The organism is Pseudomonas putida, from assembly GCF_002906855.1.
Lineage (GTDB): Bacteria > Pseudomonadota > Gammaproteobacteria > Pseudomonadales > Pseudomonadaceae > Aquipseudomonas > Aquipseudomonas putida_N.
Genome location: NZ_MINI01000028.1, coordinates 661096 through 685453, shown reverse-complemented (window position 1 = coordinate 685453; position 24358 = coordinate 661096). Strand labels below are relative to the sequence as shown.

The window sequence follows — 24358 nt, the reverse complement described above, 5'->3', positions numbered from 1 at the left end:
TCAGCGCACGGCCTTGGGGTTACTGATCGCCAGCCGGTCGAGCGTCACCCGGCGCAGCGTCTCGACGAGGCTACGAGCGCTGTGCGGGGTGTCGTGGCGACCATGGCGAATCGCTTGCGCCAGCTGGCGTCGGGCTTCCTGCAACGACGGGGCGGGCGCATCGATCAGCGCGGTCAGATGCGCCTGCTCCTGAAGGCTGGCGGCGGCATCCAGACGGTTTTCCCGGGCGGCGATGGCCATGGCGTTGGCGATCATCAACGCCGGATAGCGAAGCTCGCCGGACAGCGCCGGTAATACCTGCTCCAGCAGGGTCTGGCGGGCGATTTCGAGCAACTCATGGGCGTACGGCTGGGTCATGGCGCATCGGCTCCGGTCATGTTCAGGATGTCGAGTTCAAGCTCCGGCAACAGGCGCGCAGTCAGCGCCAGCTCCAGGGAAGGCTCTTCGCCGGACAGGTGGCGCTGCCCCTGCTGCAGTGCGATCACCGCCCAGCGCAGAGTCGCCAGCACCTGCCAGTAGTGCAGCTGGTCGGGTTCGATCCACAGTGGCGATACCTGGTGGTAGCCACGCAGGAAATCCGCCAGCTGGCCGATGCCGCCGGCCTCCAGGTCAGGGCGCGTGAAGCGCCAGCAGGGGGCAGTGAACCAGCCAAGGTCCTCGCAGGGGTCGCCCCAACCGGTGAACTCCCAATCCAGCACCGCCTCCAACCCCTGCTCGCTGGCCAGGTAATTGCCCGTACGGTAATCGCGATGCAGCAGGCACAGACGGCTGTCGCGCGGTGCATGCAGCTCGCACCAGCGCAGGCCCCACTCCAGTGCCGGATAGGCATCGACGAGGGTGTCGAGGTAACGGCGATAAGCATCGACGCTGGCCAGGGCTGGCGAGCGCTGCGGTACCGGCAGGAAGTCCAGGGCCACGCTCGGTGGGCGGACCTGATGCAGGCGCGCCAGGTTGGCGCCGAGCTGTTCCGCCAGCCGCGCCTGGCCCTGGGCTCCGGCCCCTGCGCTGAGCAAACGCCCGGCAGCGACACCCGACACATGCTCCATCAGGAAGAACACCCGCCCATAGACCTGCGTATCGCGGCACAGCCAGAGCGGCCGCGGTACTTTCACCCCGGCCTGGTGGGCCACCTGCAACACGGCGAACTCCTGCGCACGGTCGAGGCTGGCCGGCAGCGCCGACAGCGCGTCGCTGCGCAACACCCAGCGCCGTGCACCGGCCCAGGGGCCGCCCTCGATCAGCAGTTCGAGCAGCCAGTTTTCCTGGATGGCACCGCCGCTCAGGCGCTTGCGGGTTTGAATGTCAACATGCGTTGCCGTTGCCTGTTCACGGATAAAGTCGACAAGGCGCTGCTCGTCGGTCACGGCCGCGAGCGCATCGCTTGCCGGACACGTCGTAGAGGAAATGCTCATGAATCTAGGGTCCCTGCCATCGGTTTCAAATGGGCAGGTCCGCTAGAGCAACGCCCGGGCCAACTTCGCCAGGATCACCTGCAGGCCTTGCCAAACATGGCTTGCAGCGATTCCCAGGAAATCCTGATCACGCACCGTATTGCATAGATGAAACAACTTGATTCAATATGGAAACACTTCATTTCTGAAAGGCCACGATCATGCACTCCCCCACCGCTCAGGTCGTCGTGCTGATCAGCCACCTGCAGCGCCCACGGCAACGCAGCCGCCTCGCCCATATGGTGGCCGCGCTCGCGTCGGACTATCCCGACACCCACATCGAAGTACTCGACACGTCGGTGACCGAGGCGCTGCAAGTCGCCCGCGAACTGGAGTTGCGGGGCGAGGCCGACGTGTTCATCTGTGCCGGGGCCACTGCCGCCTACCTGCGCAAACACCTGGCGCGCCCGGTACTGACCATGCGCGTGGGCGGCGATGACCTGCTGCGTGCGCTGGGGCAGGCGCGCGAACATGCCTCGCAAGTGGCCTTGCTCAGTTACCACCGTATCGACCAAGGCCTGCGGGCCATGGCCGCGTTGTTCACGGTGCAGGTCCACCAGGCCGCCTATACCTCCCTTGAGGAAGCTCGCCAAGAGGTCGAACAGGCAGCCCGACTGGGATGTCGCAGCATCATCGGTTCTTCGACGGTGGTGGAACTGGCAGAACAGGCAGGCCTGCACGGCGTGCTTTCGCTGAGCGAAGACACCGTGCGCAAGGCCCTCGAAGAGGCCTTGGGCATTCTCGACAGCCAACGTATCGAGATGGCCAAGCGGCGGCACTTGAACGCCGTGCTGCAACACATCCCCACCGGCGTGGCGGCAGTCGACAACCAGGGCGTGGTGCAGTCGCTCAATCCGGCCCTGGCCCACCTGCTGGATTTGCCACTGAGCGCGGCGCTGGGCCGTCCGCTGCAGCAGCTGTGCCCGGAACTGGACCTGCAGCAGGCGTTTGCAGAGGGTGGCGAGGAAAACCGGGTGATCCGGCTCGGCTCACATGCAGTGGTCAGCAACCTGCTGCCGATCCTCGAGAACGGCCAGCGCACCGGCCTGGTCCTGACCTGCCAGGACACCATCGCCGTGCAGCGCGCGGACCAACGCATCCGCTCCACCCGCCGCCCCGGCGCCTTCACCGCCCGCTATCGGCTTGAGCAGCTCGACGGCAACAGCCGGGCCAACCGCGAAATGCTGCAGCTGGCCAGACGTTTCGCCGCCAGCCAGTCAACCGTGCTGATCACCGGTGAAAGCGGTACCGGCAAGGAGTTGCTGGCCCAGGGCATTCATAACGAGAGCCCGCGTCGGCAAGGCCCCTTCGTCGCCATCAACTGCGCAGCGTTCCCGGAATCGCTGTTGGAAAGCGAACTGTTCGGCTATGAGGAAGGCGCCTTCAGCGGCTCGCGCAAGGGTGGCAAGCCCGGCCTGTTCGAAGTGGCACACCGTGGCACGCTGTTCCTCGACGAGATCGGTGACATGGCTGTGTCGCTGCAGACGCGCCTGTTGCGGGTACTGCAAGAACGCGAAGTGCTGCGCCTGGGCGGCACCGAGCCGATTGCCATCGATGTACGCATCATCGCCGCCACTCACCAGGACCTGCGCGCCGCGATGGAAGATGGCCATTTTCGTACCGACCTATTTTACCGGCTCAACATTTTGCGCCTGCAAACCACCCCCTTGCGCGAGCGCCCCGAGGATATCGCCTTGATCTGCCGGGGTATCAGCCAGCGCCTGCTGGTCCAGGGCCAGCCGCCCGGCGCGGCACAGGTGCCAAGCGCCCTGTTGCCTTACCTGACACGTTATGGGTGGCCAGGCAATGTGCGTGAGCTGGAGAACGTGATCGAGCGAGCGATGCTCTCGGCGCGCGAACTGCTGGGGGAGCACGGCGTGGACGAACAGTACCTGGCGCGGGTACTGCCCGAGTTGTCTGACAGTGTGCCGCCGACCGGCCGGCCCCGGACACTCCGTGCATCGGACCTGAACAGCGTCGGCAAAGCCGCTCAACTGCGCCATGTGCAGGAAACGCTGGAAAATTGCCAGGGCAATCTCGACGAAGCGGCGCGGCAGTTGGGAATCAGCCGGACCACGTTATGGCGAAGGCTCAGGTCCGCGCGGTGAATCAGGTCTTCGCGGGCAAGCCCACTCCCAGCGCCATGAAGACCCGTTTAGAAGTGCACCTTCACCAGTGCACTCACCGCGTTCTGGTCTGTCGGGAAGCCGTGACTGTCCTCGATCCCATACTTGTCCGACCAGTAGTCCCACTCGATCCCCGCATAAAAACGCTTCGGCGCCTGCCCAAGGGCCTTGCCCACGTCGTACTTGATCTGCGGGTTGAAGTGAAAGCTCTTGGCCACATAGTTGGCGGTACCCTTGGTGCCCACGTCGTTGACGTACCACTCCAGGTACCCGTCGAACAAGATGTCCGAACGCCCCAGCGGCAGGGTTAACGCCCAGGTTGGGTTGATCTGCCACTGCCCGGATGCCTTGCCCGTGATGCCATCAGGCTTGCGGTAATAGGTGTTGAGCGAAAAGCGATCGAAGCCGGGCAGGTCAAGGTCGACCGCAGGCCCCAGCAGGTACCTGCGAATGCGCCCTTCGCCGCGCTCGTAGGTGGCAGCGATCAGCACATCCTTGACGATGCCGTAGCGCAGGTTGTGGCCGCTGACCTTGCCTAGCGATAAGCGCGGAGAGAATTCACCGTAGTAGGTGTAGCCATCACTGCCCGATAGCCCGTTGGACCACTTGTTGTCGACAAACAGAAACACATCGCCCCAGGTCCAACCGCTGGCATGCTCGAAGGTGACCGTTTGCTGGATGTCGTTGCCGGTGCCATCGACCTTGTAGTTGTGCCCATACAGGTAGCTCAGGCTGTTGTCGTTCCACAGCAGTGGGCCAGCCTGGGCGGTGGAGCCGAGCATGGTACAAAGTGGCAACAGGCCATGGCGCAGCCAGGAAATACGGTTCGGTTTCATGTGCATCCCTTGGGTCAGAATTATTGTGATTGACCGGCAAGGGGGCGTAGCAGTGGACGACCTCTCCCCTGGCCCCGGTTCGCACCGAGGCACCACCCATGCCGGGTGGGCGGCGCAAGGCCGCCAGAGCAATGTCCCATGCCGCTTTCGGCACTGACCGCTTCTACTCGGGTGACCCCAAGCAGAGGGCGTGCCAATTCATAGGATACAAGCCATACAAAGGATTGTGGCCAATCCATAACCTTATTGAGTACCTATCAAGGCTGCATTGCGCACTTTAATGGCGCTTCGACATCGAGCCCTGCACCTTCTCGATTCACTGGCGACGCGGCCCTTCGCCGCACCTCCCCGGATTTTGGCAGCATGTGCAAGCTGGCACGCTTCTGGCTTCAGACTCTTGCGAGTAGAAGCGGTCAGTGCCGAAAGCGGCATGGGACATTGCTCTTGCGCCCTGTACCGGGCGTACATCCGAGCGGATGGTTGAACGCGGCCTGAACGGCCACGGGCAAGAGAGCAGCGTCACCCGTGTACCCTCTCCCTTTCCCAAGTTCCCACCGCCCGGCGCACTCGCTGGCGTGCCCAACGGCGCACGGCGATTTCCCAATCGAGGTGGAGAACACAACATGAACACTCGCTTTGCCTTGGGTCACCCGCTTCGCTCGCGGTTGCTGGCCGCGCTGCTGCCCGCCGCCGTGGCACTGGCGCCCCATGCCAGCGCCAATGACCGCGTGGTGCTGCTCACCTCTTGGTACGCCCAGGCCGAACAGGGCGGTTTCTATCAAGCCCTGGCCGATGGATTGTATGCAAATGAAGGTCTGGATGTGACCATTCGCATGGGTGGCCCGCAGGTCAACGGCATGCAGTTGCTGGTCAGCAAGCAGGCCGATTTCATCGTCAACTATGACCTGCAGATCCTCAAGAGCGTCGAGCAAGGCTTGCCGGTGGTCGCAGTGGCAGCGCCATTCCAGGGTGACCTCCAAGGCCTGATGACCCACGCCGATGTCACCGGCCTGGATGCCCTGGCGGGCAAACAGGTGCTGGTCTCCACTTCGGGCCAGCAAACCTGGTGGCCGTGGCTCAAGGCCAAGTACCAGCTGGCGGACAACCAGGCGCGGCCGTACACCTTCAACCTGCAGCCGTTCCTGGCCAACCCCGACACCACCCAGCAGGCCTACGCCAGCTCCGAGCTGTTCCAGGCCAGGAAGGCCGGCCAGCAGCCCAACTTCTTCCTGTTCGCCGATGCCGGGTACCCGCCCTACGGCTCCACCGTGGCGACCCGCCAGGACGTCATCGAACAGCACCCGGAGCGGGTCGAGCGTTTCGTGCGCGCCTCAATGGAGGGCTGGAAGCGCTACCTCGACAACCCTGCAGCCGGCAATGCGCTGATCAAGCGTGACAACCCCAACATGAGCGACGAACTGCTGGCCTGGGGCGTGAGCACCCTCAAGCAATACCGCCTGGTTACCGGTGGCGACGCTGCAAGCCAAGGCATCGGCACCATGAACGACGCGCGCTGGCACGCCACCCGCGACTTCATGGTGCAGGCTGGCCTGCTCGGTGCCGAGGCGCCGTGGCAAAAGGCCTATACCACCCGTTTCGTGCAAGGCCTGCACGTGTTGCCCGTTGCCGACCAGGCAGCCAGCCGCTGAACCCCATAAAAACTCGAATGCCGTGAGGAAACCCGATCATGCTGGTTACCCAACAACCTGTACTGCGCCGCTTCTGGTATGCCCTGCTACCTCTGAGCGCCTTGGACGATGGCCCTAAACCGTTCACTCTGCTGGGTGAAGCGCTGGTGCTGTGGAAGCGCCCCGACGGCACCCCGGTGGCGATGCGTGATCGCTGCTGCCACCGCACTGCCAAGCTTTCCAAAGGCTTCGTCAGCGAAGACGGCAACATCGCCTGCGGCTACCACGGCTGGGAATACGACGCCGGCGGTGCCTGCGTGAAAATCCCGCAGAACCCCTGCGGCGCCATCCCCCCGGGTGCTGCGGTCAAGGCCTATCACTGCCAGGCGAAATACGGCTATGCCTGGGTCGCGCTGGACGACCCGCTGCAGCCGATCCCCGAGTTCCCCGAAGACGGCGCCCCCGGTTACCGGCGCATCTTCCAGTTCTACGAAGAATGGAAAACCAGCCCGTTGCGGGTAATGGAGAACTCCTTCGACAACTCCCATTTTTCATTCGTGCACAAGGCCAACTTCGGCCTGTTCGACCAGCCGCAACCGGCCAGCTATGAGTTCCGCGAAACCGACTATGGTTTCGAGGCCGAAACCCGCGTGCCTATCCGCAACCCCGAGGCGAGCTTTCGTATCACCGGCACCACCGCGCCAATCACCGAGCGCCACTTGGTCAACCGCTACTACCTGCCATTTTCACGGCGCTTCGGCTGCATGTACCCGAACAGCGGTATCCACCACATCATCTACAACTGCGCCACGCCCATCGATGACGGCCGGTTGATGCTGGTGCAGTGGCTGTACCGCAACGACAGCGAAGCGCAGTGCTCCACCCAGGAGCTGATCGACTGGGATGCGGCGATCACCGCCGAGGACCGCGACATCCTCGAGGCCACCGACCCCGACGCCTGCGTCGACACCCGTCGGCGAGTCGAGCTGCACATGCCTTCGGACAAGCCCGGGCTGGTGATTCGCCGCCAGTTGCTGGGCTTGCTCGAAGCCCATGGCGAGAGCGAAGTGTTCCTCAGCCACTGACCTGCACAGCGCCCCGCTGCGCCGGGGCATTTTCAACTGCTCATGACCTACGGGGAGAGCGCTATGTTGATGCACACCCTTCCTACCGCGACGGCCCAACCGCAAGCCCTTTCGCCCCTCATCGGGGTGGACACGCCGCTGTTCGCCAACCAGGTGGAAAAAACCTACGGCAACGGCACCCATGCCTTGAGCCGCGTGAAACTGGCGATCGCCCGAGGCGAATTCGTCTCGCTGCTGGGCCCTTCGGGGTGCGGCAAAAGTACCCTGCTGAAAATGTTCGCAGGCCTCGAACGACCCAGCGCTGGCCATGTACGCTGGTGGGGCAAGGAAGCGCCGGGTGCAGGCCTTGCCATGGTGTTTCAGGAGGCCACCTTGATGCCCTGGGCCAAAGTGCAGGACAACGTGCGCCTGCCCCTGGACCTTGCCGGCGTGCCCAAGGCGCAAAGCCAGCCACGGGTGCAGGCTGCCCTGGAACTGGTAGGCCTGGGGGCATTCGGCGGTGTGTACCCACGCGAGCTTTCCGGAGGCATGCAGATGCGTGCCTCCATCGCCAGGGCGCTGGCCACCGAGCCCAACCTGCTGCTGATGGACGAACCGTTCGGTGCGCTGGACGAGTTCACCCGTAACAAGCTCGACAGCGACCTGCGCCAGTTGTGGGCCGAGCGCGACCTGACGGTGGTGTTCGTCACCCACAGCATCTTCGAGGCGGTGTACCTGTCGTCGCGGGTGGTGGTGATGGGGGCCCGCCCCGGCCGGGTGATCGCCGATGTAGCCATCGACGGCCCACCCGAGCGTGACGAGGCCTACCGCACCTCGCCGGCGTTCATCGCACAATGCGCACACCTGTCCCAGCTGTTGGCCCAGGCCAACAGTGATCATTGCTGAGGGCATTACCATGAGCCAATCGTCGCGTCCCCCCCTACTGCTGCGCATCGCCTCACCGCTGCTGGTCGGCCTGGTGCTGCTGGGCCTCTGGCAACTGGCCTGCGTCGCCTGGAAAGTCCCGGCCTACCTGGTGCCGTCGCCGGCCGACATCGGCCGCACGCTGATCGCCGATGGCCCGACGTTACTGGGCGCCCTGTGGATGACGCTGAAGATCACCTTCCTCTCGTTCTCCCTGGCGGTGTTCATCGGGACCCTGGCGGCCTTTGTGTTCGTGCAGAGCCGCGTGCTCGAGGCCAGCCTGTTTCCCTATGCGATCCTGCTGCAGGTCACCCCGGTGGTGGCCATCGCGCCGCTGATCATCATCTGGTGCAGCGACACCACCCTGGCGCTGGTGATCTGCGCAACCCTGGTGGCGATCTTCCCGATCATCGCCAACACCGTGCTGGGCCTGCGCAGCGTCAACCCGGGCCTGCTCAACCTGTTCCGCCTGAACCGCGCCAGCCGCTGGCAGGTGCTGTTGCGCCTGCGCATCCCCAGCGCGTTACCGTGCTTCTTCGCTGGGCTGCGCATCGCCAGCGGCCTGGCGCTGATCGGCGCGGTGGTGGCCGAGTTCGTCGCTGGTACCGGCGGCACTGGTGCAGGCCTTGCCTACCAGATTCTGCAAGCCGGCTTTCAACTCAACATTCCGCGCCTATTCGCCGCCCTGGTGCTGATTGCCCTGACCGGCATCGCGCTGTTCAGCCTGATGGCCTTGCTGGCTCACCTGAGCCTGCGCCACTGGCACGAAAGCGAATTGGGCTGACCTTTGAAGGAGCCAGACATGAAGCATGCCGACAATTGGCTGATCCGCAATGCCAGCGCTATTCTCACCGGCCTTCGCGCAGGCGCCGCGCGCCACGCCGGGCCGGACATCCGCATCACCGACGGACGCATCGCCGCGCTGGGTGCCTTGCAGGCACTGCCGGGCGAACGAGTGCTCGATGCCACCGATTGCGTGATATACCCAAGCTGGGTGAACACCCACCATCATCTGTTCCAGTCTCTGCTCAAGGGCATCCCCGCCGGTATCGACCAGAGCCTCGGTGCCTGGCTGGGCGCAGTGCCCTACCGCTACCGCGGGCTGTTCGATGAGCACAGCTTTCGCATCGCGGCACGCGTTGGCCTCGTGGAACTGGCCCGCTCTGGCTGCAGCACGGTTGCCGACCACCACTACCTGTATCTGCCGGGCATGGCCTTCGACAGCGCGCAAATACTGTTCGAGGAGGCCGAACGCCTGGGCCTGCGTTTCGTCCTGTGCCGCGGCGGCGCCACCCAGGTCCGCCAGGCCGAAGGCACGCGCGGCGCCGGGCCGGAAACCCTCGAACAGTACTTGGACGATGTACAGCGCCTAGTGCGCCAGTACCACGAACCGGCCGCCGATGCCTGGCGCCGAGTGGTCATGGCGCCCACCAGCCCGCCTTATTCGATGCCACCCGAACACCTGCGCGAGACCGCGCGAGTGGCGCGCAGCCTGGGGATCCGCCTGCACAGCCACCTGAGCGAAACGGTCGAGTACCAGGACGAGGTGCGCACGCACCATGGCCTGTCGCCGGTGGCGTTCTGCGCCGAGCACGAATGGCTGGGCCCAGACGTGTGGTTCGCCCACTTGGTGAAACTCAGCGCCGAGGAGATCCGCCTGCTCGGCGCCACCGGCACCGGCGTCGCCCATTGCCCTCAGAGCAATGGCCGACTGGGCAGCGGCATTGCCGATATCGTCGCCATGGAGGCTGCGGGAATGACGGTGTCGATCGGTGTGGATGGTGCAGCGTCCAACGAAGCCTGCGACATGATCAGCGAAACCCACGCAGCCTGGTTGATGCAGCGAGCCAAGGCTGGCGAGCGCGCCCTGCCCCGGCATGCCGGCGGCCACTTCGAGGGCGGCGCCCATGTGGCCTGCGTGGAAGACGTGGTGCGCTGGGGCAGCGCTGGCGGCGCGCAGGTGCTGGGGCTGGGCGACGTCGGCACACTGCAGGTGGGCATGTCGGCAGACCTGGCGATCTACCGCCTGGACCAACCGCGCTACTTCGGCCTGCACGACCTAGGCATCGCGCCGGTAGTGGGCGGCGGCCGGCCAACCCTGCACGCGCTGCTGGTGGGCGGCCGACTGAGCGTAGAGAACGACCAACTGCCCGGGGTTGACCTGGCCCAACTGCGCAGCCAGGCCCGCGAAGCGGTGCTGAGCCTGCAACGCGCCGCGGGGGTACGCGCATGACCTGGATAACACTGCAAGTGCGCGCCTTACGCCTTGAAAGCGAAGACGTGCTGGGCGTCGAACTGGCCCCTCCGAGCGCAGCGCCCCTGCCCTTCGATTGGGCCCCCGGCGCCCATGTGGACCTGCGCCTGGGCAACGGCGTGGTACGCCAGTACTCGGTGATCAGCCGGCCCGAGGAAGGCCATCTGTATCTGGGCATCAAGCGTGAAAACGCCTCGCGCGGCGGCTCGCGCTGGCTGCACGAGCACCTGCGCCTAGGTGCCCAGCTGCAGGTGGGAGAACCCCGCAACCTATTCGCCCTGCAACCGGGCACAGGGCCTGTGATCCTGGTGGCAGCCGGGATCGGCATCACCCCGTTGCTGCCGATGTATCGCCAGTGCCAGGCCCAGGGCCGACCGGTGCGGCTACTGTATTTCACTCGCGATGCCCGACAGGCGCCCTTCCTGCAGCGGCTCGACGAACACATCGAGCTACATGCAGGCCTGCGCGCGCGACAGATCGCTGCTCACCTGGCCAGGCAATTGCCGGCTTGGGCCGCCGAGGCCAGCCTGTACTGCTGTGGCCCGGCGGGCTTCATGGACTGTGTGGAGCGCACCGCGCTGGCCTGCGGCTGGCCCCACAGCGCCCTGCACCGCGAGCACTTCCAGGCCACGGCGCCCACGACGCAAAGCAACAGCAACTGCTCGCTGGTGTTGCAGCGCAGCGGTGTAGAAGTGCAGGTACAGCCTGGGGAAAGCCTGGTGCAGGCGGCGGCACGGGGGGGCGTTGCGCTGCCCGTGTCCTGCGGCATGGGCATCTGCGGCGCCTGCATCAGTCGGGTGATCGAGGGCGAGCCAGAACACAGAGACGAGTGCCTGAGCGATGCCCAGCGTAGCAGCGGGGCATGGGTCGCCCCCTGCGTTTCGGGATGCGGCAGCTTGCGGTTGGTGCTGGATGCTTGATTGTGACCTAAATCGCTCGCCCGTAATTATCAGCACTGCCGTCGCACTTCCGCCAAGGCCATACATGGCCTACTGAACACAACCCTTTACACCTCAACCGGGCAGGGCCGCCAACACCGCATCGACCATGCTGCTGAACGTAGACGGCGAGTCCACGACGCGCGCGGGGGCGTTCACCTCGCCGTTAGCACGCGTGGCGCGAAGGGCCTGATCGGCGGTGACTGAGAGCTTCACGATTACCAGTTCACGGCGGGGATTGATGTAGATTTTCTGCCCGAAGCGCCCGCTGGCCTCGAACGAACCGTCACCGTCGTTTTTCTGGTACCAGTAATTGCGGTAGCCGTAGCCAGGGCGGCCAGGGCCGAGACCGCCTTGGGCGAACACTGCTGGGTCCGCAGGCTGGAACGTGCTGTGCACCGCTTGATTGAAGCTGTCGCCCTTGGCATCGCGGGCCAGTTCGCGGCGCACCAGCTCCGCGAAGCGGGCGGTGTCGCGCAAGTTGCAACTGATGCCGCCACTGGCCATTTCGGTGCCGAGCGGGTCGACTTGCACATAGGCATCCTCCTCGGCGAAGCGCGACCATAACCGCTGTTCGACCAACTGCGCCCAGTTAAGCCCGGTGATGCGCCGCAACGCCCAGGCCAGCGCTTCCGGCGAGCCGTTCTGGTAGAAGAACGGCGCCTGGCCAACGGGGTTCGGCGCCTGTTGCACCTGCCGCAGGAAGCTGTAGATATCCCCCGGCATGCCTTCACCCCGCGGTATCAGGCCAGTGGCGGCAAACAGGCCGAGGTCCGGCGGCATCTGTGCTGGGTACTGCACCGCCACCTGCATGTCCAGGTTGGCCTGCACTGTCGCCTCACCAAACGGCGTGCCGCGCAGTTCCGGCACGTAATGCGCCAGCGTACGCTGCGGGTCCAGCGCACCTTCGGCGATCAGCTGGGCGGCGATCAGGCCGGTGACCGACTTGGTCATCGACGCCCAGATATGGGGCTGACCGGGTTGGAAGCCGTCCAGATAACGCTCGTACACCACCTTGCCTCGGTGCATCACGATCAGCCCATCGGTGCTGGTTTGCTGCAGGTAGCCGGCCAAGGTCAAAGGCTGCTCGCCGGCGCTGAAGGCCAGTTGGTCGAGGGCCACCGCGCGGCCTTCGGTCAAGCTCAGCGGTGTGGCTGCGCGGCCGATGCTCCGGGTGGGCGACACCTCGCGGGCGTGGCGCATCGACCAGCGCAAGAACGGTGGCTGAAAGGCATTGGCCTGGTTGACCCGCAACTCCGGCGCCGGAGGGAACCCCTGCATCACACCCTGCCCGGTCGGCTCAGCGACCGCCAGGGTTGGGGCCAGGGCACCGGCCAGCACCAAGGCGATACCAGTCAGGTTGGCGGATGAAGGCTGCATGCTGCGTTTGGACATGGTCCTGCTCCTTGGTTGCACTAGAAGTTGGCACCCACGCTGAAGGCGACATAATCGCGGTCGCCGCGGGTGCCGTAATCGCCGTCGAGGTAATCGGTATAGGCCAGGCTGGCCCAGTACTGGCTGGCCAGGCTGACGTCCACGCCCAGGCTGATCGAGCGCGAGCCTTCGTTGAAGGCCGAACTGTCCGCCGGAGAGTAACCCTTGACGTCATGGGCCCAGGCCAGGCCTGGGCGGATGTCCAGGCCTTGGATCAGGTTTGGGTAGCTCCAGGTCGCACGCAGGCGGTACCCCCAGGAAAAAGGCGTGACAAAGCCCTCGCCGTTACAGTCGCCCGGGCTTTTCGAGATGGCCAGGCACAGGCTGTTGTCGGCCAGCTCACCGTTGCCATAGGCACCGGAGCGGCCGTAACGCGGCCCGAAACGCCCCTCCAGCCCGCCTACATAGGTGGCGCCCACCTCGCCCATCAGCAGTAGCTGGTTGGCGCCCATGACTTGGCTGAACGTCTGTACGGCCGATACCTGGGCCTGGCTCACCTCCTTGCGCCGGTAACCGTCGAAGGGTGTATTGTCTGTCGCAGGGCGCAGGCCGTCGGCGTTGAGCGGGCTGCGGCCGGGGGCATTGAGCAATGACTGCAGCACATCGTTGCCGTTGAGCTGCACCGGCATGTTAGGCCGGTAGCTCAGTTCGCCCTGCACGGCGGCACCGTTGCGCAGGGTGGTGGCGAAGGTCAGGCCGTACAGGCGGATGTCCTCGGGGTATTGCGCCCGGTACTGCGAGGTGCCCATGCGCAGCGCACCGGCCAGGGTCTGCCCATTGCTCGACGCCAGAAAAGCGCCGCAGTTGGCCAGCGCCACACCGACATTGCCGCACAGCTCACGGGCAAAGCCCGTATTGGCGTAATAGCGGCTGCTGACCGTGCCCAGGTAAGGCGAACGGCTGTGGTAATTGGCGGCGAACAGGCCGAACTCGGTATCCAATGGCTCAACGTACCAGTGCAACGAAAAACCCCATTGGCCACCGTTGCGTGCATCTTGGTCGGCGCCCCGAGGCACACGCACGCCCTCCTCCGTCAGCGTCACACCGAACGGCGCCAGAGCCTGGGACACGGCCGGGTTGGTCACCATCTGCCCGCCAACATCCAGCCCCTGGCAGCCTTCAGGCATGAAGTCGTTGCCGGAAAAGAACGTTGCACAGTTCTCCAGCCGGGTCTGCTCCCAGTCCAGCTGGTAGAAGGCATCGAAAGACAGCGCTTGGGTGAGGTTCTGCGTGACATACAGCAGGTTGACCGGCGCCAGGGCGTCTTTCACTTCCGAGCCTGGCCGGCGCAGCGCAGCCTGGTTAAAGGGGTTGATCACGTTGAGCCCGCCCTGGATGAACAGGCTTTCCCCCCAGTTGACCACCTGTTTGCCCACCCGCAGCGAACCGGGCTCACCGCCAATGTCGTAAAGGCCGTAGGCGAACGCATCGAGCAGCTCCGCCCCAGCGGTTTTCGCCGAAACCTGGCGGTTGCGGTCGTCGATCTCGACGGCCCGCTGGCTGTGGTCGCGCTGCGCGGTGTCGTACCAGTAGGTGCCACGCAGGAACACTCCCACGTTATCGCGCCGCAGCTCCAGATCGTGGGTGCCTTTGAAGATCGCCGAAAACACATCGCGCGAGCGGTAGTTGCGCCTCGCGTCGTTGCCATTGGCAGCCTGCAACTGCTGTTTGTCGGGGTTGGCAGTGCTGACGGCGGTACTCAATGACAGTGCCGAGTCGAAACGCCCTTGCAGCGAGCCAACGTCGAATTGAACGCCCGCAACCGGGGTTGCGAGCAGGCAGCACAGGGCCGCCAGCGGCGCCTGGCGCCGGCAGAATAGAAGGGTTGCGCTCACTCTTAACCTCTTGTTTTTTTATTAGAGAGGGAAATGATGGGTTCAGCGCGGACGCGCCGGCCGCCCAGGCCGGCGGTGTCGGTGACGGGCAGTATCAGGTAGGTTTGATTACGCTCACAAATAGCGTCTTCGGATCAATGCCATGCCAGTTCGTTATGGCTCGATGGCGGTGCTTCAGAGCACTTCGCACAAGCCTGCCGCGCTTTCATCAGCGAACAGCCTGGCCTCTGCTCGCACAGGCGCCGCACGGTGGCGTCCTGGGTAGCATTGGCGGCCTGCATGTGCGCCTGCTGCACCAGGCTGATCTGCCCCTGCCCGGCCCCGACCACCACCTGCATGCCCTCGCCGCGAATCTGCTGAGCGCGGATGGCAATAGCGCTCATGCTAGGGGTGGTGAGGTCGTTGAACGCACCGCGCCAAGCCTTGGCGATGGGCGTGCGCGCGGTGGATACGATGATGGCGTCTTGCATGAAACGGCTCTCCTTGGGCAATTACACCGGCAGCAGGCTTTGGTAGGCACTGCGCAATTGGGTGGGAATAGTGACCGGGCGGTTGTTGCGGCGATCGACGAACACATGGGTGAAACGGCCTGCCGCGCAGGCCTCGGGCTCGCCCTCGACGAACACGGCCAGGGCGTAGTGCACCGAACTGTTGCCCAACCGTTCGACGGCGATGCCCACCTCGATGCGTTGCGGAAAGGCGACGGCGGCGAAATAGTCGCAGGCGGACCCGGCCACGTAGGCCACCACCGGGTCGTGGTGAATATCGAGGCCGGCGTGTTCGATCAGCCAGGTATTCACGGCACTGTCGAAAAAGCCGTAATAGACGACGTTGTTCACATGCCCATACAGGTCGTTGTCATGCCAGCGCGTGGTGATTGGCTGGAAGTGGCGGTAGGCGCCGCGCAGCGGGCGTTCCCTGGCCATGTTCAAAACGCCGCCTGATAGAGGGCCAATGCGTCGTCGAGGGTGACCTTGCGCGGGTTGTTGACCAGCAAGCGTTGCTGTTGCAGGGCATCCTCGGCCAGCAATTGCAGGCTGTGCCGCGGTACCCCGACATCTCGCAGCCGGCTGGGCAGGCCGCAGCGTGGCGCCAGCTGCTCCAGCTCATCGATGAACTGGTTGCACAGCTCATGGGGGTCGCCCGGCACCAGCCGATCGCCCAGCAGTGCCGGGGCCAGCGCGGCATAGTCGGCGAACGCTTCGCGACGGTTGAAGCGCATCACGTGGGGCAGCACCAGCGCATTGGCCAGCCCATGCGGCACGTGGTAACGCGCACCCAACGGGTAGGCCAGCGCATGCACCGCCGCCACCGGCGCGTTGGCAAACGCCTGGCCGGCCAGGCAGGCGCCCAGCAGCATGGCCTGGCGCGCCGCCAGGTTGCCACCGTTGTGCACCGCCTGGTCGAGGTTGCCGGCCAACAGCGCCAGCGCCTCACGGGCCAACAGGCTGGACAGCGGGTTGCGCTTGAACTGGCTGGTGGTGGCCTCGATGGCATGGACCATGGCGTCGATCCCCGTGGCCGCAGTGATCGCCGCGGGCAGGCCCAGGGTGCGCTCGGCGTCGAGCAACGCCAGATCGGGCAGCAACAGGGGTGAAATCACCGCCATCTTGGCCGCCTCGCCGGTGGTGATCACAGCGACGGGGGTGACCTCAGACCCTGTCCCGGCGGTGGTCGGCACCTGGATCAGCGACAGGCGCTGGCCTTTGGCCTGGTCGATGCCGTAGACCGCTTCCAGGGTCTGGTCACAGGCCGGGTGAGCCAGCAGCGCCACCAGCTTGGCGACATCCATGGAGCTGCCGCCACCGAAGCCAACGATCAGCTCGGCACCGATATGCCGCGCCCGGCCGACGGCCGACAGCACGCAGGCATGGCTGGGGTCGGCGCTGACCTCGCTGAAGATCGCCACGCTCAAGTGGGCCTGGGTGAACCCTGGCAGCAAGTCATCGAGCATACCCAGGTTGACGATGCCCGGGTCGGTCACGATCAGCACGCGGCGCACGCCGCGCTGCTGGCACAACTGCGCCAGGCGCCCGGCGGCGCCGGGTCCGCACAGCAGATGGGGGGTGGTGGCAAAACTGAAAGGCTGCATGCTCATGTTCCTCTTGTTCTTGTGGGTGAACAGCGGGGCCAGGTCAAAAGGCGAAGTGCGCTTCATCCAGGCTCATCAGGCACTGTGCGCCGCCGCGCAAGGCCTCGCAGTGGGCACTCGCGCGGGGCAACACCCGCCGCCAGTAAAAGGCAGCAGCCTGCAACTTGGCCTGATAGAAGGCGCTGTCCTGAGGGCCTGCAGCCAATGCCGCGCTGGCGGTTTCGGCAGCTCGAAGCCACAGTGCGGCCAGCAGCACGTAGCCCGAATAGGCGAGAAAATCCACCGACACCGCGCCGATTTCCTGCGGGTCGCAGCGGCAGGCATCGAGCACCTCGGCGCTCAGGTTGCGCCATTCCTGCAGGCGCTGAGCGACCGCCTGGGCCATCCCGGCCAGCGCGTCAGCGCGGCAGTTGCGTGTCGCGTCAAGCAATTCATCGATCAGCAGGCGCAGCTGCTCGCCGCCGTCGCCAAGCAGCTTGCGGCGAATCAGGTCCAACGCCTGAATGCCGTTGGTGCCCTCGTACAGCTGGGTGATGCGGCTGTCGCGCATCAGTTGCTCCATGCCCCATTCGCGGATGTAGCCGTGCCCGCCGTACAGTTGCACGCCCAGGCTGGCAGTCTCCTGGCCGACATCGGTAAGGAAGGCCTTGACAATAGGGATCAGCAACGCCGCCCGGCGCCCGGCGGCCGCCTGCACTTCAGGCTGCAGGGCGCCGTGCTCCAGGTCCAGCGCTTGAGCGGCAAAGGCCGCCAGCATGCGGCAGCCTTCGCTGAGGGTTTTCTGAGTCAGCAGCATACGCCGCACGTCAGGGTGGCAGATGATCGGGTCGGCACTGCGCTCGGGCGCCACCGGCCCTGCCAGGCTGCGCGACTGCAAGCGCTCGCGGGCATAGGCCAGGCCACCCTGGAAGGCCGCCTCGGCGATGCCCAGCCCCTGCAGGCCAACCTGGAAGCGCGCATCGTTCATCATGGTGAACATGCAGGCCAGGCCCTGGTTGGCCTCGCCCACCAGCCAGCCACGGGCGCCATCGAAATTCATCACGCAGGTCGCCGCGCCCTTGATGCCCATCTTGTGCTCGAGCGCGCCGCATTCGACCGCATTGCGCGGGCCCAGCCCACCGCCCTCGGTGCATTCGAACTTGGGCACCAGGAACAGGCTGATGCCACGCACACCGGCCGGCGCATCCGGCAGGCGCGCCAGCACCAGGTGGACGATGTTGTCGGTGAGGTCCTGGTCGCCGCCGCTGATGAAAATCTTGCTGCCGCTGATGCGGTAGCTGCCATCGCCCTGCGGCTCGGCACGGCTACGTAGTAACGCCAGGTCGGTACCGGCCTGCGGCTCGGTCAGGCACATGGTGCCGGCCCATTCGCCGCTGACCAGCTTGCCCAGATAATCGCGCTTTAGCGCTGCGCTGCCATGCCTGTGCAAGGCCAGCACGGCGCCCTCGGTCAGGCCGGAATAGATCCGAAACGACAGCGACGCGCCCATCAGCATTTCGTGAAAGCAGGCAGAAACCATTTGCGGCAGGCCCTGGCCGTCGTGTTCCAGCGGGCCCGTCATGCCACCCCAGCCCTGCTCCACATACTGCCGGTAGGCCTGGCGAAAGCCATCCGGTGTGCGCACGCTGCCTTGCTCCAGGCGGCAGCCCTGCTCATCGCCCTGGCGGTTGAGCGGCGCAACCACCTCGCCGGCAAAGCGTGCACCCTGCTCAAGAATGCCATCGATGGTTTCGCGGTCCAGTTCATTGCCCAGACGAGCACAGTGCGCCGTCACATCGAACAGTTCGTGCAGCACGAAGTGCATGTCACGCTGGGGGGCTCGGTAGTTCATGCGCAACCCTCGCGGACGGCGGCCAGCTGTTTGCCCTCAGCCACCAGGCGCATCAACAACGCGCTCGGGCGCCAGTGCTCGCCGAACAGGCCCTGCAAGCGTTCCAGCCGCGCCAACAGCAAGCCAAGCCCCTGCTGGTCGGCCCAGCGCATCGGCCCGCCGACCTCGTGCGGGAAGCCATAGCCATGCAGGTACACCCGGTCAATGTCAGCGCTGCAGCTGGCCACCGTTTCCTCGAGAATTTTTGCGCCTTCATTGACCAGCGCCAGCAGGCAGCGCTCGCGGATTTCCTCGTCGTCGATCGCGCGCCGGTGCACGCCAAGGTCCTGGGCGACCTTGAGCACCAGCGCATCGACCTCGGGGTCGTGCACGGCTTCACGGCTGCCGGGCGCATAACGGTAGTAACCCTGGCCGCTTTTCTGACCGAAACGCCCCAGCGCGCACAGGGCATTGTCAACTTGTACCAAGGGCGCATCCATGTCTTTACCGGCCAGCTGACGCGCACGCCACTCCAGGTCGATGCCGATCACGTCGTACATGCGAAACGGGCCCATGGCCATGCCGAACGACTGCAGCGCCCCATCCACCTGCCGCGGCGTGGCGCCTTCGAGCAGCAGCTTGCGCGCCTCGGCCACATAGCTTGCGAGCATGCGGTTGCCGATGAAGCCCGGGCAGTTGCCGGCCACCACCACTTCCTTGCCCATGCGCTGCCCAAGGGCCTGGGCCACATCGAGCACCGCAGGCGAGTTGCGCTCCCCGCGCACCACTTCCAACAACTTCATCACATGGGCCGGGCTGAAGAAATGCAGCCCGAGTACCTGTTCGGGCCGACGGGTCACGGCAGCGATGGCATCGATGTCCAGTGCCGAGGTGTTGCTGGCCAGGATGGCGTCGGCCTTCAGCGTGCGGTCCAGCGTACGGAAGATGGCCTGCTTGAGCACCAGGTTCTCATACACCGCTTCGATCACCAGGTCGGCTTCGGCGAGGTCGTCATAGGCCGTCACCTGGCGCACCCGCGCCAGGCAAGCATCGGCCTCGGCCTGATCGATACGGCCCTTGGCCACCTGCTGTGCCCAGGTTTGCGCAATCATCGCCAGGCCGGCTTCGGTGGCGTTGGGGTCGTTGTCCAGCCACAGCACCGCAAGGCCAGCACGGGCCAGGCTGATGACGATGCCGCGGCCCATGGTGCCGGCGCCGATCACCGCCGCCTGCTGAACGTTGTAGGGAGTACTCACGGGTGACGCTCCTGATTCGAGGTGTGAAGGCATTGCCCTCACCCTAGTCAGGCGCCTACTATTTTTGAAATTCTCATTTTCCATCCCATGTATTTTTCGCATGAATATAGCCAACTTCGACCTCAACCTGCTGCGCGTCCTGGACATGCTGCTGCGAGAACAGAACGTGTCCCGCGCCGCCGAGCGCCTGGCGCTGACCCAGCCGACGGTGAGCAATGCGCTGGCGCGCCTGCGCGACCTGCTGGGCGACCCGCTGCTGGTGCGCGTGGGCCGGCGCATGCGCCCCACCCCACGCGCCTTGGCCCTGGAAGGCCCGATTCGTGCGGCATTGCTACAGATCGAACAGACCCTTGGCGCCGGCGACAGCTTCGACCCGCAGCTCAGCCACCGCCAGCTGCGTCTCGCGCTCACCGACTTCGCCGAACAGCTGTGCATGTCAAAGTTGCTGCCTACCTTGCAAACCCAGGCGCCGCACTTGCGCGTGGACGTGCTGCACCTGACGCCCAATTTGCCCGCCGAAGCGCTCGATCGCGGCGAAATCGACCTGGTGCTGGGGCGCTTCGATGATGTGCCCGCGCGCTACGAGCGGCGCCACTGGCGCAGCGAAACCCTGCACGTGGCGGTGCGCCAGGGCCACCCCGAAGTGAATGGAACGCTCGACCTTCAAGCGTTCCTCGCCCTGCGCCACTTGTGGGTGCACGGCGGCCAGACCCGTGGCATGGTCGACCAATGGCTAGGGGAACAGGGCCTGGCGCGGCGCATCGTCTACACCACGCCCAATTACCTGCAGGCCGCGCACCTGGCCGCAAGCTCCGACCTGTGCGTGGTGCTGCCCACCGCCCTGGCCCGCCATTTCGCCCGACTGCTGCCGCTGCAGGTGCTCGACCTGCCGTTCGCCCTGGAGCCCTTTCAGCTGGAGCTGGTGTACCTTGCCCATCGCCAGCACGACCCGGCACTGTCCTGGCTGGTAGCGCGCATCATGGAGATTGGCGCCAGCTGAGCCATCGCATTTGGGCATGGGTAGCCATGCAAGAGTGGTATTGGTTCGCCAGCGAGATCTGTCCTTAGAGTGTTCGCCCTCAGAACAACAAGGACCACCCCATGCGCCTACGCACACTGCCCTGCCTGCTGGCCTTGGCCCTGCCCTACGCGGCGCTGGCCGACGGGCCGGCCAAGGACGCTAGCGACCTCACCCGCCAGAGCAATCAGCAATGGTTGCAGCGCCTGCCCTTCGACGACCGCAGCGACTTCGACAATGCCCGCCGCGGGCTGCTCGAAGCCGTCGACCAGCCCGTGGTCAATGCCGACGGCAAAACCGTCTGGGACCTGCAGCGCTATGCCTTCCTGAAAGGCGAGGCGCCGGCCACGGTCAACCCGAGCCTGTGGCGCGTCGCCCAGCTCAACACCCTTGCCGGGTTGTTCAAGGTCAGCGAAGGCATCTACCAGGTGCGCGGCCTGGACCTGGCCAACATGACCCTGATCGAAGGCGAGCACGGCCTGATCGTGATGGACCCGCTGCTGTCGGTAGAAACCGCCAGGGCCGGGTTGGCCATGTACTTGCGCCATCGCCCGCAGCGGCCGGTGGTGGCGGTGATCTATACCCACCCGCACGTCGATCATTTCGGGGGAGTGCGTGGGGTGATCGACGAGGCCGACGTCAAGGCCGGCAAGGTGCAGGTCATCGCCCCGCAGGGTTTCTTCGAACATGCCGTCAGCGAAAACGTGCTGGCCGGGCCGGCAATGAAGCGCCGGGCTCAGTACATGTACGGCGCGCCACTGCCACGCGGGCCACGCGGCCAGGTGGATGCCGGCCTGGGCAAGGGTGTGCCGGCCAATGCCACGGTCAGCCTGATCGCCCCGACCCGGCTGATCGAACAGCCCTTCGAGACCCTGCGCATCGACGGTGTCGACATCGAGTTCCAGCTCACACCTGGCACCGAAGCGCCCGCTGAAATGAACCTGTGGTTCCCCCAGTTCAAGGCCCTGTGCATGGCCGAGAACGCCTCCCACGTGCAGCACAACGTGCTGACCCTGCGCGGTGCCCAGGTGCGCGATGCCAAAGTGTGGGCGCACTACCTCGACCAGTCGCTGTTGCGCTATGGCGAGCAGGCCGAAGTGGTGTTTGCCCAGCACCACTGGCCGACCTGGGGAGGCGCGGCGATCCGCGACTACCTGGCCGATCAGCGCGACATGTACGCCTTCATCGACAGCCAGACCCTGCGCCTGATCAACCGCGGCCTTGGCCCCACCGAGATCGCCGCCGAGCTGACCACCTTGCCGCCACGGCTGGCCAGCAAATGGTACAGCCGCGACTACTACGGCTCGCTCAGCCACAACGTGCGGGCGGTGTATCAGCGCTACATGGGCTTTTACGACGGCAACCCCGCAACCCTAAACCCTTTGCCACCGAGCGAGGCCGGTGCGCATTACGTCAAGGCCCTGGGCGGCGCCGAGCGGGTGCTGACCCTGGCCCGTGAGGCCTACGCCAGCGGTGATTACCGCTGGGTTGCCGAGCTCACCCGGCACCTGGTGTTCGCCCAGCCCGACAACAGGGCAGCGCGCGAGCTGCAGGCCGACGCCCTGGAGCAACTGGGCTATCAGAGCGAGAACGCCACCTGGCGCAACGCCTACCTGACGGGTGCGCAAGAGCTGCGCAGTGGTGTGGCGCCTGCCGCCAGCAAAGGCGGCAGCGCGGACGACCTGGTACGCGCCCTGACCCCGACGCTGTTCCTCGATTACCTGGGCGTACGCGTGGATGCCGCCAAGGCCGCCGAGCAGGACCTGACCATCAACTGGCGCTTCACCGACCTGAACGAAGACTACGCCCTGACCCTGCGCAACGGTGTGCTCACCCACCGCGACCACACCCGCCACGGGCAGGCGGATGTCGAGGTGAAAATGAGCAAGGCTACCCTGGACCGCATCGCCCTGAAGCAGACCGGCTTTCTCAAGGAAGCGACCGTGGGTGATATCGACATCAGTGGCGAGCGCATGAAGTTCATGCGTTTCATGGCAGGGCTGGACGAGCCGGACGGGCGCTTCAATATCGTCACACCCTGAATCACCAACAGCGCCGCCCTGAAGCGAGCGGCGCAACCACACGCTGAGCACCAGGCCCGCCACCCCGAAGGCACAGAGCGGCGGATCCAGACAAGAAAGGTGCGCTCATTGGCCGGGGTAAAACGCGGGTCGGGCGCCTTGCCCTGCCCCAATCAACCAGCGTTCCCAAGGGGTATGGCGGTGATCGGAATTCATGGTAGCCCTGTGTCAACGCAGCCCTTGGCTGCGCAGTGCGCCGGGGGAGAAGAAGGAAGCGCTGGTGCGCACGTCGAAGGCGTAAGGCCTTGGCTGCTCGTTGGTCAGACCAGACAGCTGGTAGCGGCCACTGCGCAAGTCGTAGATCGTCTCCATGGCGTTGACCAGCGCCTGCCCGGTGACGTGGTAGTAGCTGTGGGCTTGGGCGGTGCGCCACACCTGACCCTCATGGTCGAAGAAGTCCGCCTCGAGGATGGCCCAGCTGTCCTCGTCCAGGTAATAGCGCCGGCTGGCATACAGATGCTTCGCCCCAGGCTTGAGGGTCCCCACCACTTCCCACACCCGGTGCAGCTCGTAGCGGGTGGGTTGAGGGTTGACATGGCCCGGCCCGACCAGCGCGGCATAACCGAGCAGGGGCGAAGCCAGGCGATAGCTGTTATACGGCACGTGCAGGACCTTCTTGCCCACCAGGGTCCACTGGTAGAGGTCCGGTGCGCCGTTGAACATGTCGCGGCTGTCGGCGGTGCGCAGGCCGGCCGTACCGGGGGTGATGCTGTCGTAGGCCAGCGCCGGGGCGCGCCGCACCCGCCGCTGGCTGCTGCTGTACAACCACGAGAGGCGCGGCTGGGCCACCTGATCGAGGGTTTCGTGCAGCACCACTGCATCGCCCGCCAGGCGCGACGGCGCGGTCATGCGGTAACTCAGGTAATACAGCACGTTGCCCGCCTGGCCACCTTCCAATACATCGGGGCGGGCGAAGTTCTGTTGCAGGCTCATCGTCGCGAAGCGGCCATCGCCACGCGGGGTGACGCTGTCCGAGGCCAGGCTGTAACTGCCGTTGCGCGGCCGGGTGAGGTGGTTCCACAGCACCTGCAGGCCATTCTCGGGCCTGGGGAACGCCACTACGCCGGCAAAGCCCTCCACGCCGTTGCCGTCATTGACCAGCCGGGCATTGGCCGCATTGTGCAGGGCCCACTCGCTCACGGCTGGCGGCACCGCGACACTGCGGTGCGAGGGATACACCGGAAGGCGGAACGACTTGGGGTAACGCTGCATCAAGGCCACCTGCCCCGCCGTGAGTTGCTCCCGGTACTGGGTGTAATTGTTGGCGGTGATCACATACAGCGGCTGCTCATCGGCGTACGGGTCCAGGGGCGTGCCGTTGACCGCCAGCGACACTTGCCCTGCTTGCAGGCCGCCGGTCCAGGCCGGAATGCGACCGTCGCTGCTGGGCCCGCGTTCGGCCCCCACCGGTGTCAGGTCTGCAGGCAGTGGCGTGGCCCCCACGTAAAGGCTCAGCAGGCTGGCGTTGACGAACAGGAAGCTGCGCAGCAGGGCGAATGGTTTCATCGGGCTTGGCCTCTTGTTGTTGTGTTGTCCCGTCCGGGCTTGCCTTGGCACGCCCTTTCGGGGTGATACTAGGAGCCGCGCTTCGAACCCCACAAATAACGTGTT

General features: G+C 65.4%; 20 protein-coding genes and 1 pseudogene. 9 read left to right on the top strand and 12 right to left on the bottom strand.

The features are described 5' to 3' along the window. Nucleotides 1–357: a DUF6285 domain-containing protein gene (locus tag BGP85_RS03480; RefSeq protein ID WP_103447662.1), complete on the bottom strand. Its 357-nt coding sequence runs from the start codon at nucleotides 355–357 to the stop codon at nucleotides 1–3. Next, a complete protein-coding gene (locus BGP85_RS03475; RefSeq protein ID WP_103447663.1) occupies nucleotides 354–1412 on the bottom strand; it encodes a phosphotransferase family protein in 1059 nt (352 codons plus the stop codon). Before BGP85_RS03475 ends, BGP85_RS03480 begins: the two co-directional genes overlap by 4 nt. Before the next feature lie 200 nt (nucleotides 1413–1612). On the opposite strand from BGP85_RS03475, the gene prpR reads away from it, so the two are divergent. Continuing rightward, a complete protein-coding gene (gene prpR, locus BGP85_RS03470; RefSeq protein ID WP_103447664.1) occupies nucleotides 1613–3559 on the top strand; it encodes a propionate catabolism operon regulatory protein PrpR in 1947 nt (648 codons plus the stop codon). Nucleotides 3560–3606: 47 nt separating this feature from the next. Here the strand turns inward: prpR and BGP85_RS03465 are convergent, their stop codons facing one another. Beyond that, a complete protein-coding gene (locus BGP85_RS03465) occupies nucleotides 3607–4413 on the bottom strand; it encodes a hypothetical protein (RefSeq protein ID WP_181004500.1) in 807 nt (268 codons plus the stop codon). A gap of 623 nt (nucleotides 4414–5036) precedes the next feature. On the opposite strand from BGP85_RS03465, the gene BGP85_RS03460 reads away from it, so the two are divergent. From BGP85_RS03460 to BGP85_RS03435, 6 genes are all read left to right on the top strand, one after another. Next, nucleotides 5037–6062: an ABC transporter substrate-binding protein gene (locus BGP85_RS03460; protein WP_103447666.1), complete on the top strand. Its 1026-nt coding sequence runs from the start codon at nucleotides 5037–5039 to the stop codon at nucleotides 6060–6062. Nucleotides 6063–6100: 38 nt separating this feature from the next. Further along, entirely contained in the window at nucleotides 6101–7126 is a 1026-nt protein-coding gene (locus BGP85_RS03455; protein ID WP_103447667.1) for an aromatic ring-hydroxylating dioxygenase subunit alpha, read from the top strand. Nucleotides 7127–7189: 63 nt separating this feature from the next. Further along, nucleotides 7190–8011: an ABC transporter ATP-binding protein gene (locus BGP85_RS03450; protein WP_103447668.1), complete on the top strand. Its 822-nt coding sequence runs from the start codon at nucleotides 7190–7192 to the stop codon at nucleotides 8009–8011. A 73-nt stretch (nucleotides 8012–8084) separates the two neighbouring features. Further along, nucleotides 8085–8813, top strand: coding sequence for an ABC transporter permease (locus tag BGP85_RS03445; protein WP_181004518.1), 729 nt, complete (start codon nucleotides 8085–8087; stop codon nucleotides 8811–8813). Nucleotides 8814–8831: 18 nt separating this feature from the next. After that, nucleotides 8832–10262, top strand: coding sequence for an amidohydrolase family protein (locus BGP85_RS03440; protein WP_103447670.1), 1431 nt, complete (start codon nucleotides 8832–8834; stop codon nucleotides 10260–10262). Continuing rightward, a complete protein-coding gene (locus tag BGP85_RS03435; protein WP_103447671.1) occupies nucleotides 10259–11203 on the top strand; it encodes a PDR/VanB family oxidoreductase in 945 nt (314 codons plus the stop codon). The genes BGP85_RS03440 and BGP85_RS03435 overlap by 4 nt, the downstream gene beginning before the upstream one ends. A gap of 93 nt (nucleotides 11204–11296) precedes the next feature. On the opposite strand, the gene BGP85_RS03430 is transcribed toward BGP85_RS03435, so the two are convergent. From BGP85_RS03430 to BGP85_RS03400, 7 genes are all read right to left on the bottom strand, one after another. Beyond that, nucleotides 11297–12616 (bottom strand): serine hydrolase domain-containing protein, encoded by a 1320-nt coding sequence (locus tag BGP85_RS03430; protein ID WP_103447672.1) that lies wholly within the window; start codon nucleotides 12614–12616, stop codon nucleotides 11297–11299. 20 nt (nucleotides 12617–12636) lie between these two features. Further along, a complete protein-coding gene (locus tag BGP85_RS03425; RefSeq protein ID WP_103447673.1) occupies nucleotides 12637–14490 on the bottom strand; it encodes a DUF1302 domain-containing protein in 1854 nt (617 codons plus the stop codon). Between the two features lie 134 nt (nucleotides 14491–14624). Continuing rightward, on the bottom strand, nucleotides 14625–14960 hold the full coding sequence (locus tag BGP85_RS29510) for a hypothetical protein (RefSeq protein ID WP_258035865.1): 336 nt from the start codon (nucleotides 14958–14960) through the stop codon (nucleotides 14625–14627). Nucleotides 14961–14981: 21 nt separating this feature from the next. Next, nucleotides 14982–15416, bottom strand: a complete 435-nt coding sequence (locus BGP85_RS03415; protein ID WP_103447674.1) for an acyl-CoA thioesterase — start codon at nucleotides 15414–15416, stop codon at nucleotides 14982–14984. Nucleotides 15417–15418: 2 nt separating this feature from the next. Then, complete coding sequence (locus BGP85_RS03410; RefSeq protein ID WP_103448267.1) at nucleotides 15419–16582, bottom strand: iron-containing alcohol dehydrogenase; 1164 nt, start codon at nucleotides 16580–16582, stop codon at nucleotides 15419–15421. Nucleotides 16583–16625: 43 nt separating this feature from the next. Then, complete coding sequence (locus BGP85_RS03405) at nucleotides 16626–18413, bottom strand: acyl-CoA dehydrogenase C-terminal domain-containing protein (RefSeq protein ID WP_103447675.1); 1788 nt, start codon at nucleotides 18411–18413, stop codon at nucleotides 16626–16628. Then, nucleotides 18410–19681: a 3-hydroxyacyl-CoA dehydrogenase gene (locus BGP85_RS03400; protein ID WP_374755295.1), complete on the bottom strand. Its 1272-nt coding sequence runs from the start codon at nucleotides 19679–19681 to the stop codon at nucleotides 18410–18412. Before BGP85_RS03400 ends, BGP85_RS03405 begins: the two co-directional genes overlap by 4 nt. A gap of 67 nt (nucleotides 19682–19748) precedes the next feature. On the opposite strand from BGP85_RS03400, the gene BGP85_RS03395 reads away from it, so the two are divergent. Both BGP85_RS03395 and BGP85_RS03390 read left to right on the top strand, forming a co-directional pair. After that, on the top strand, nucleotides 19749–20648 hold the full coding sequence (locus tag BGP85_RS03395) for a LysR family transcriptional regulator (RefSeq protein WP_103447677.1): 900 nt from the start codon (nucleotides 19749–19751) through the stop codon (nucleotides 20646–20648). Between the two features lie 101 nt (nucleotides 20649–20749). Continuing rightward, nucleotides 20750–22708: an alkyl/aryl-sulfatase gene (locus BGP85_RS03390; RefSeq protein WP_103447678.1), complete on the top strand. Its 1959-nt coding sequence runs from the start codon at nucleotides 20750–20752 to the stop codon at nucleotides 22706–22708. A 71-nt stretch (nucleotides 22709–22779) separates the two neighbouring features. On the opposite strand, the pseudogene BGP85_RS29785 reads toward BGP85_RS03390, so the two are convergent. Beyond that, nucleotides 22780–22903, bottom strand: a pseudogene (locus tag BGP85_RS29785) (YidH family protein); the annotation flags it as partial. A 12-nt stretch (nucleotides 22904–22915) separates the two neighbouring features. Next, nucleotides 22916–24253 (bottom strand): DUF1329 domain-containing protein, encoded by a 1338-nt coding sequence (locus BGP85_RS03385; protein ID WP_103447679.1) that lies wholly within the window; start codon nucleotides 24251–24253, stop codon nucleotides 22916–22918. Nucleotides 24254–24358 lie beyond the last annotated feature (105 nt).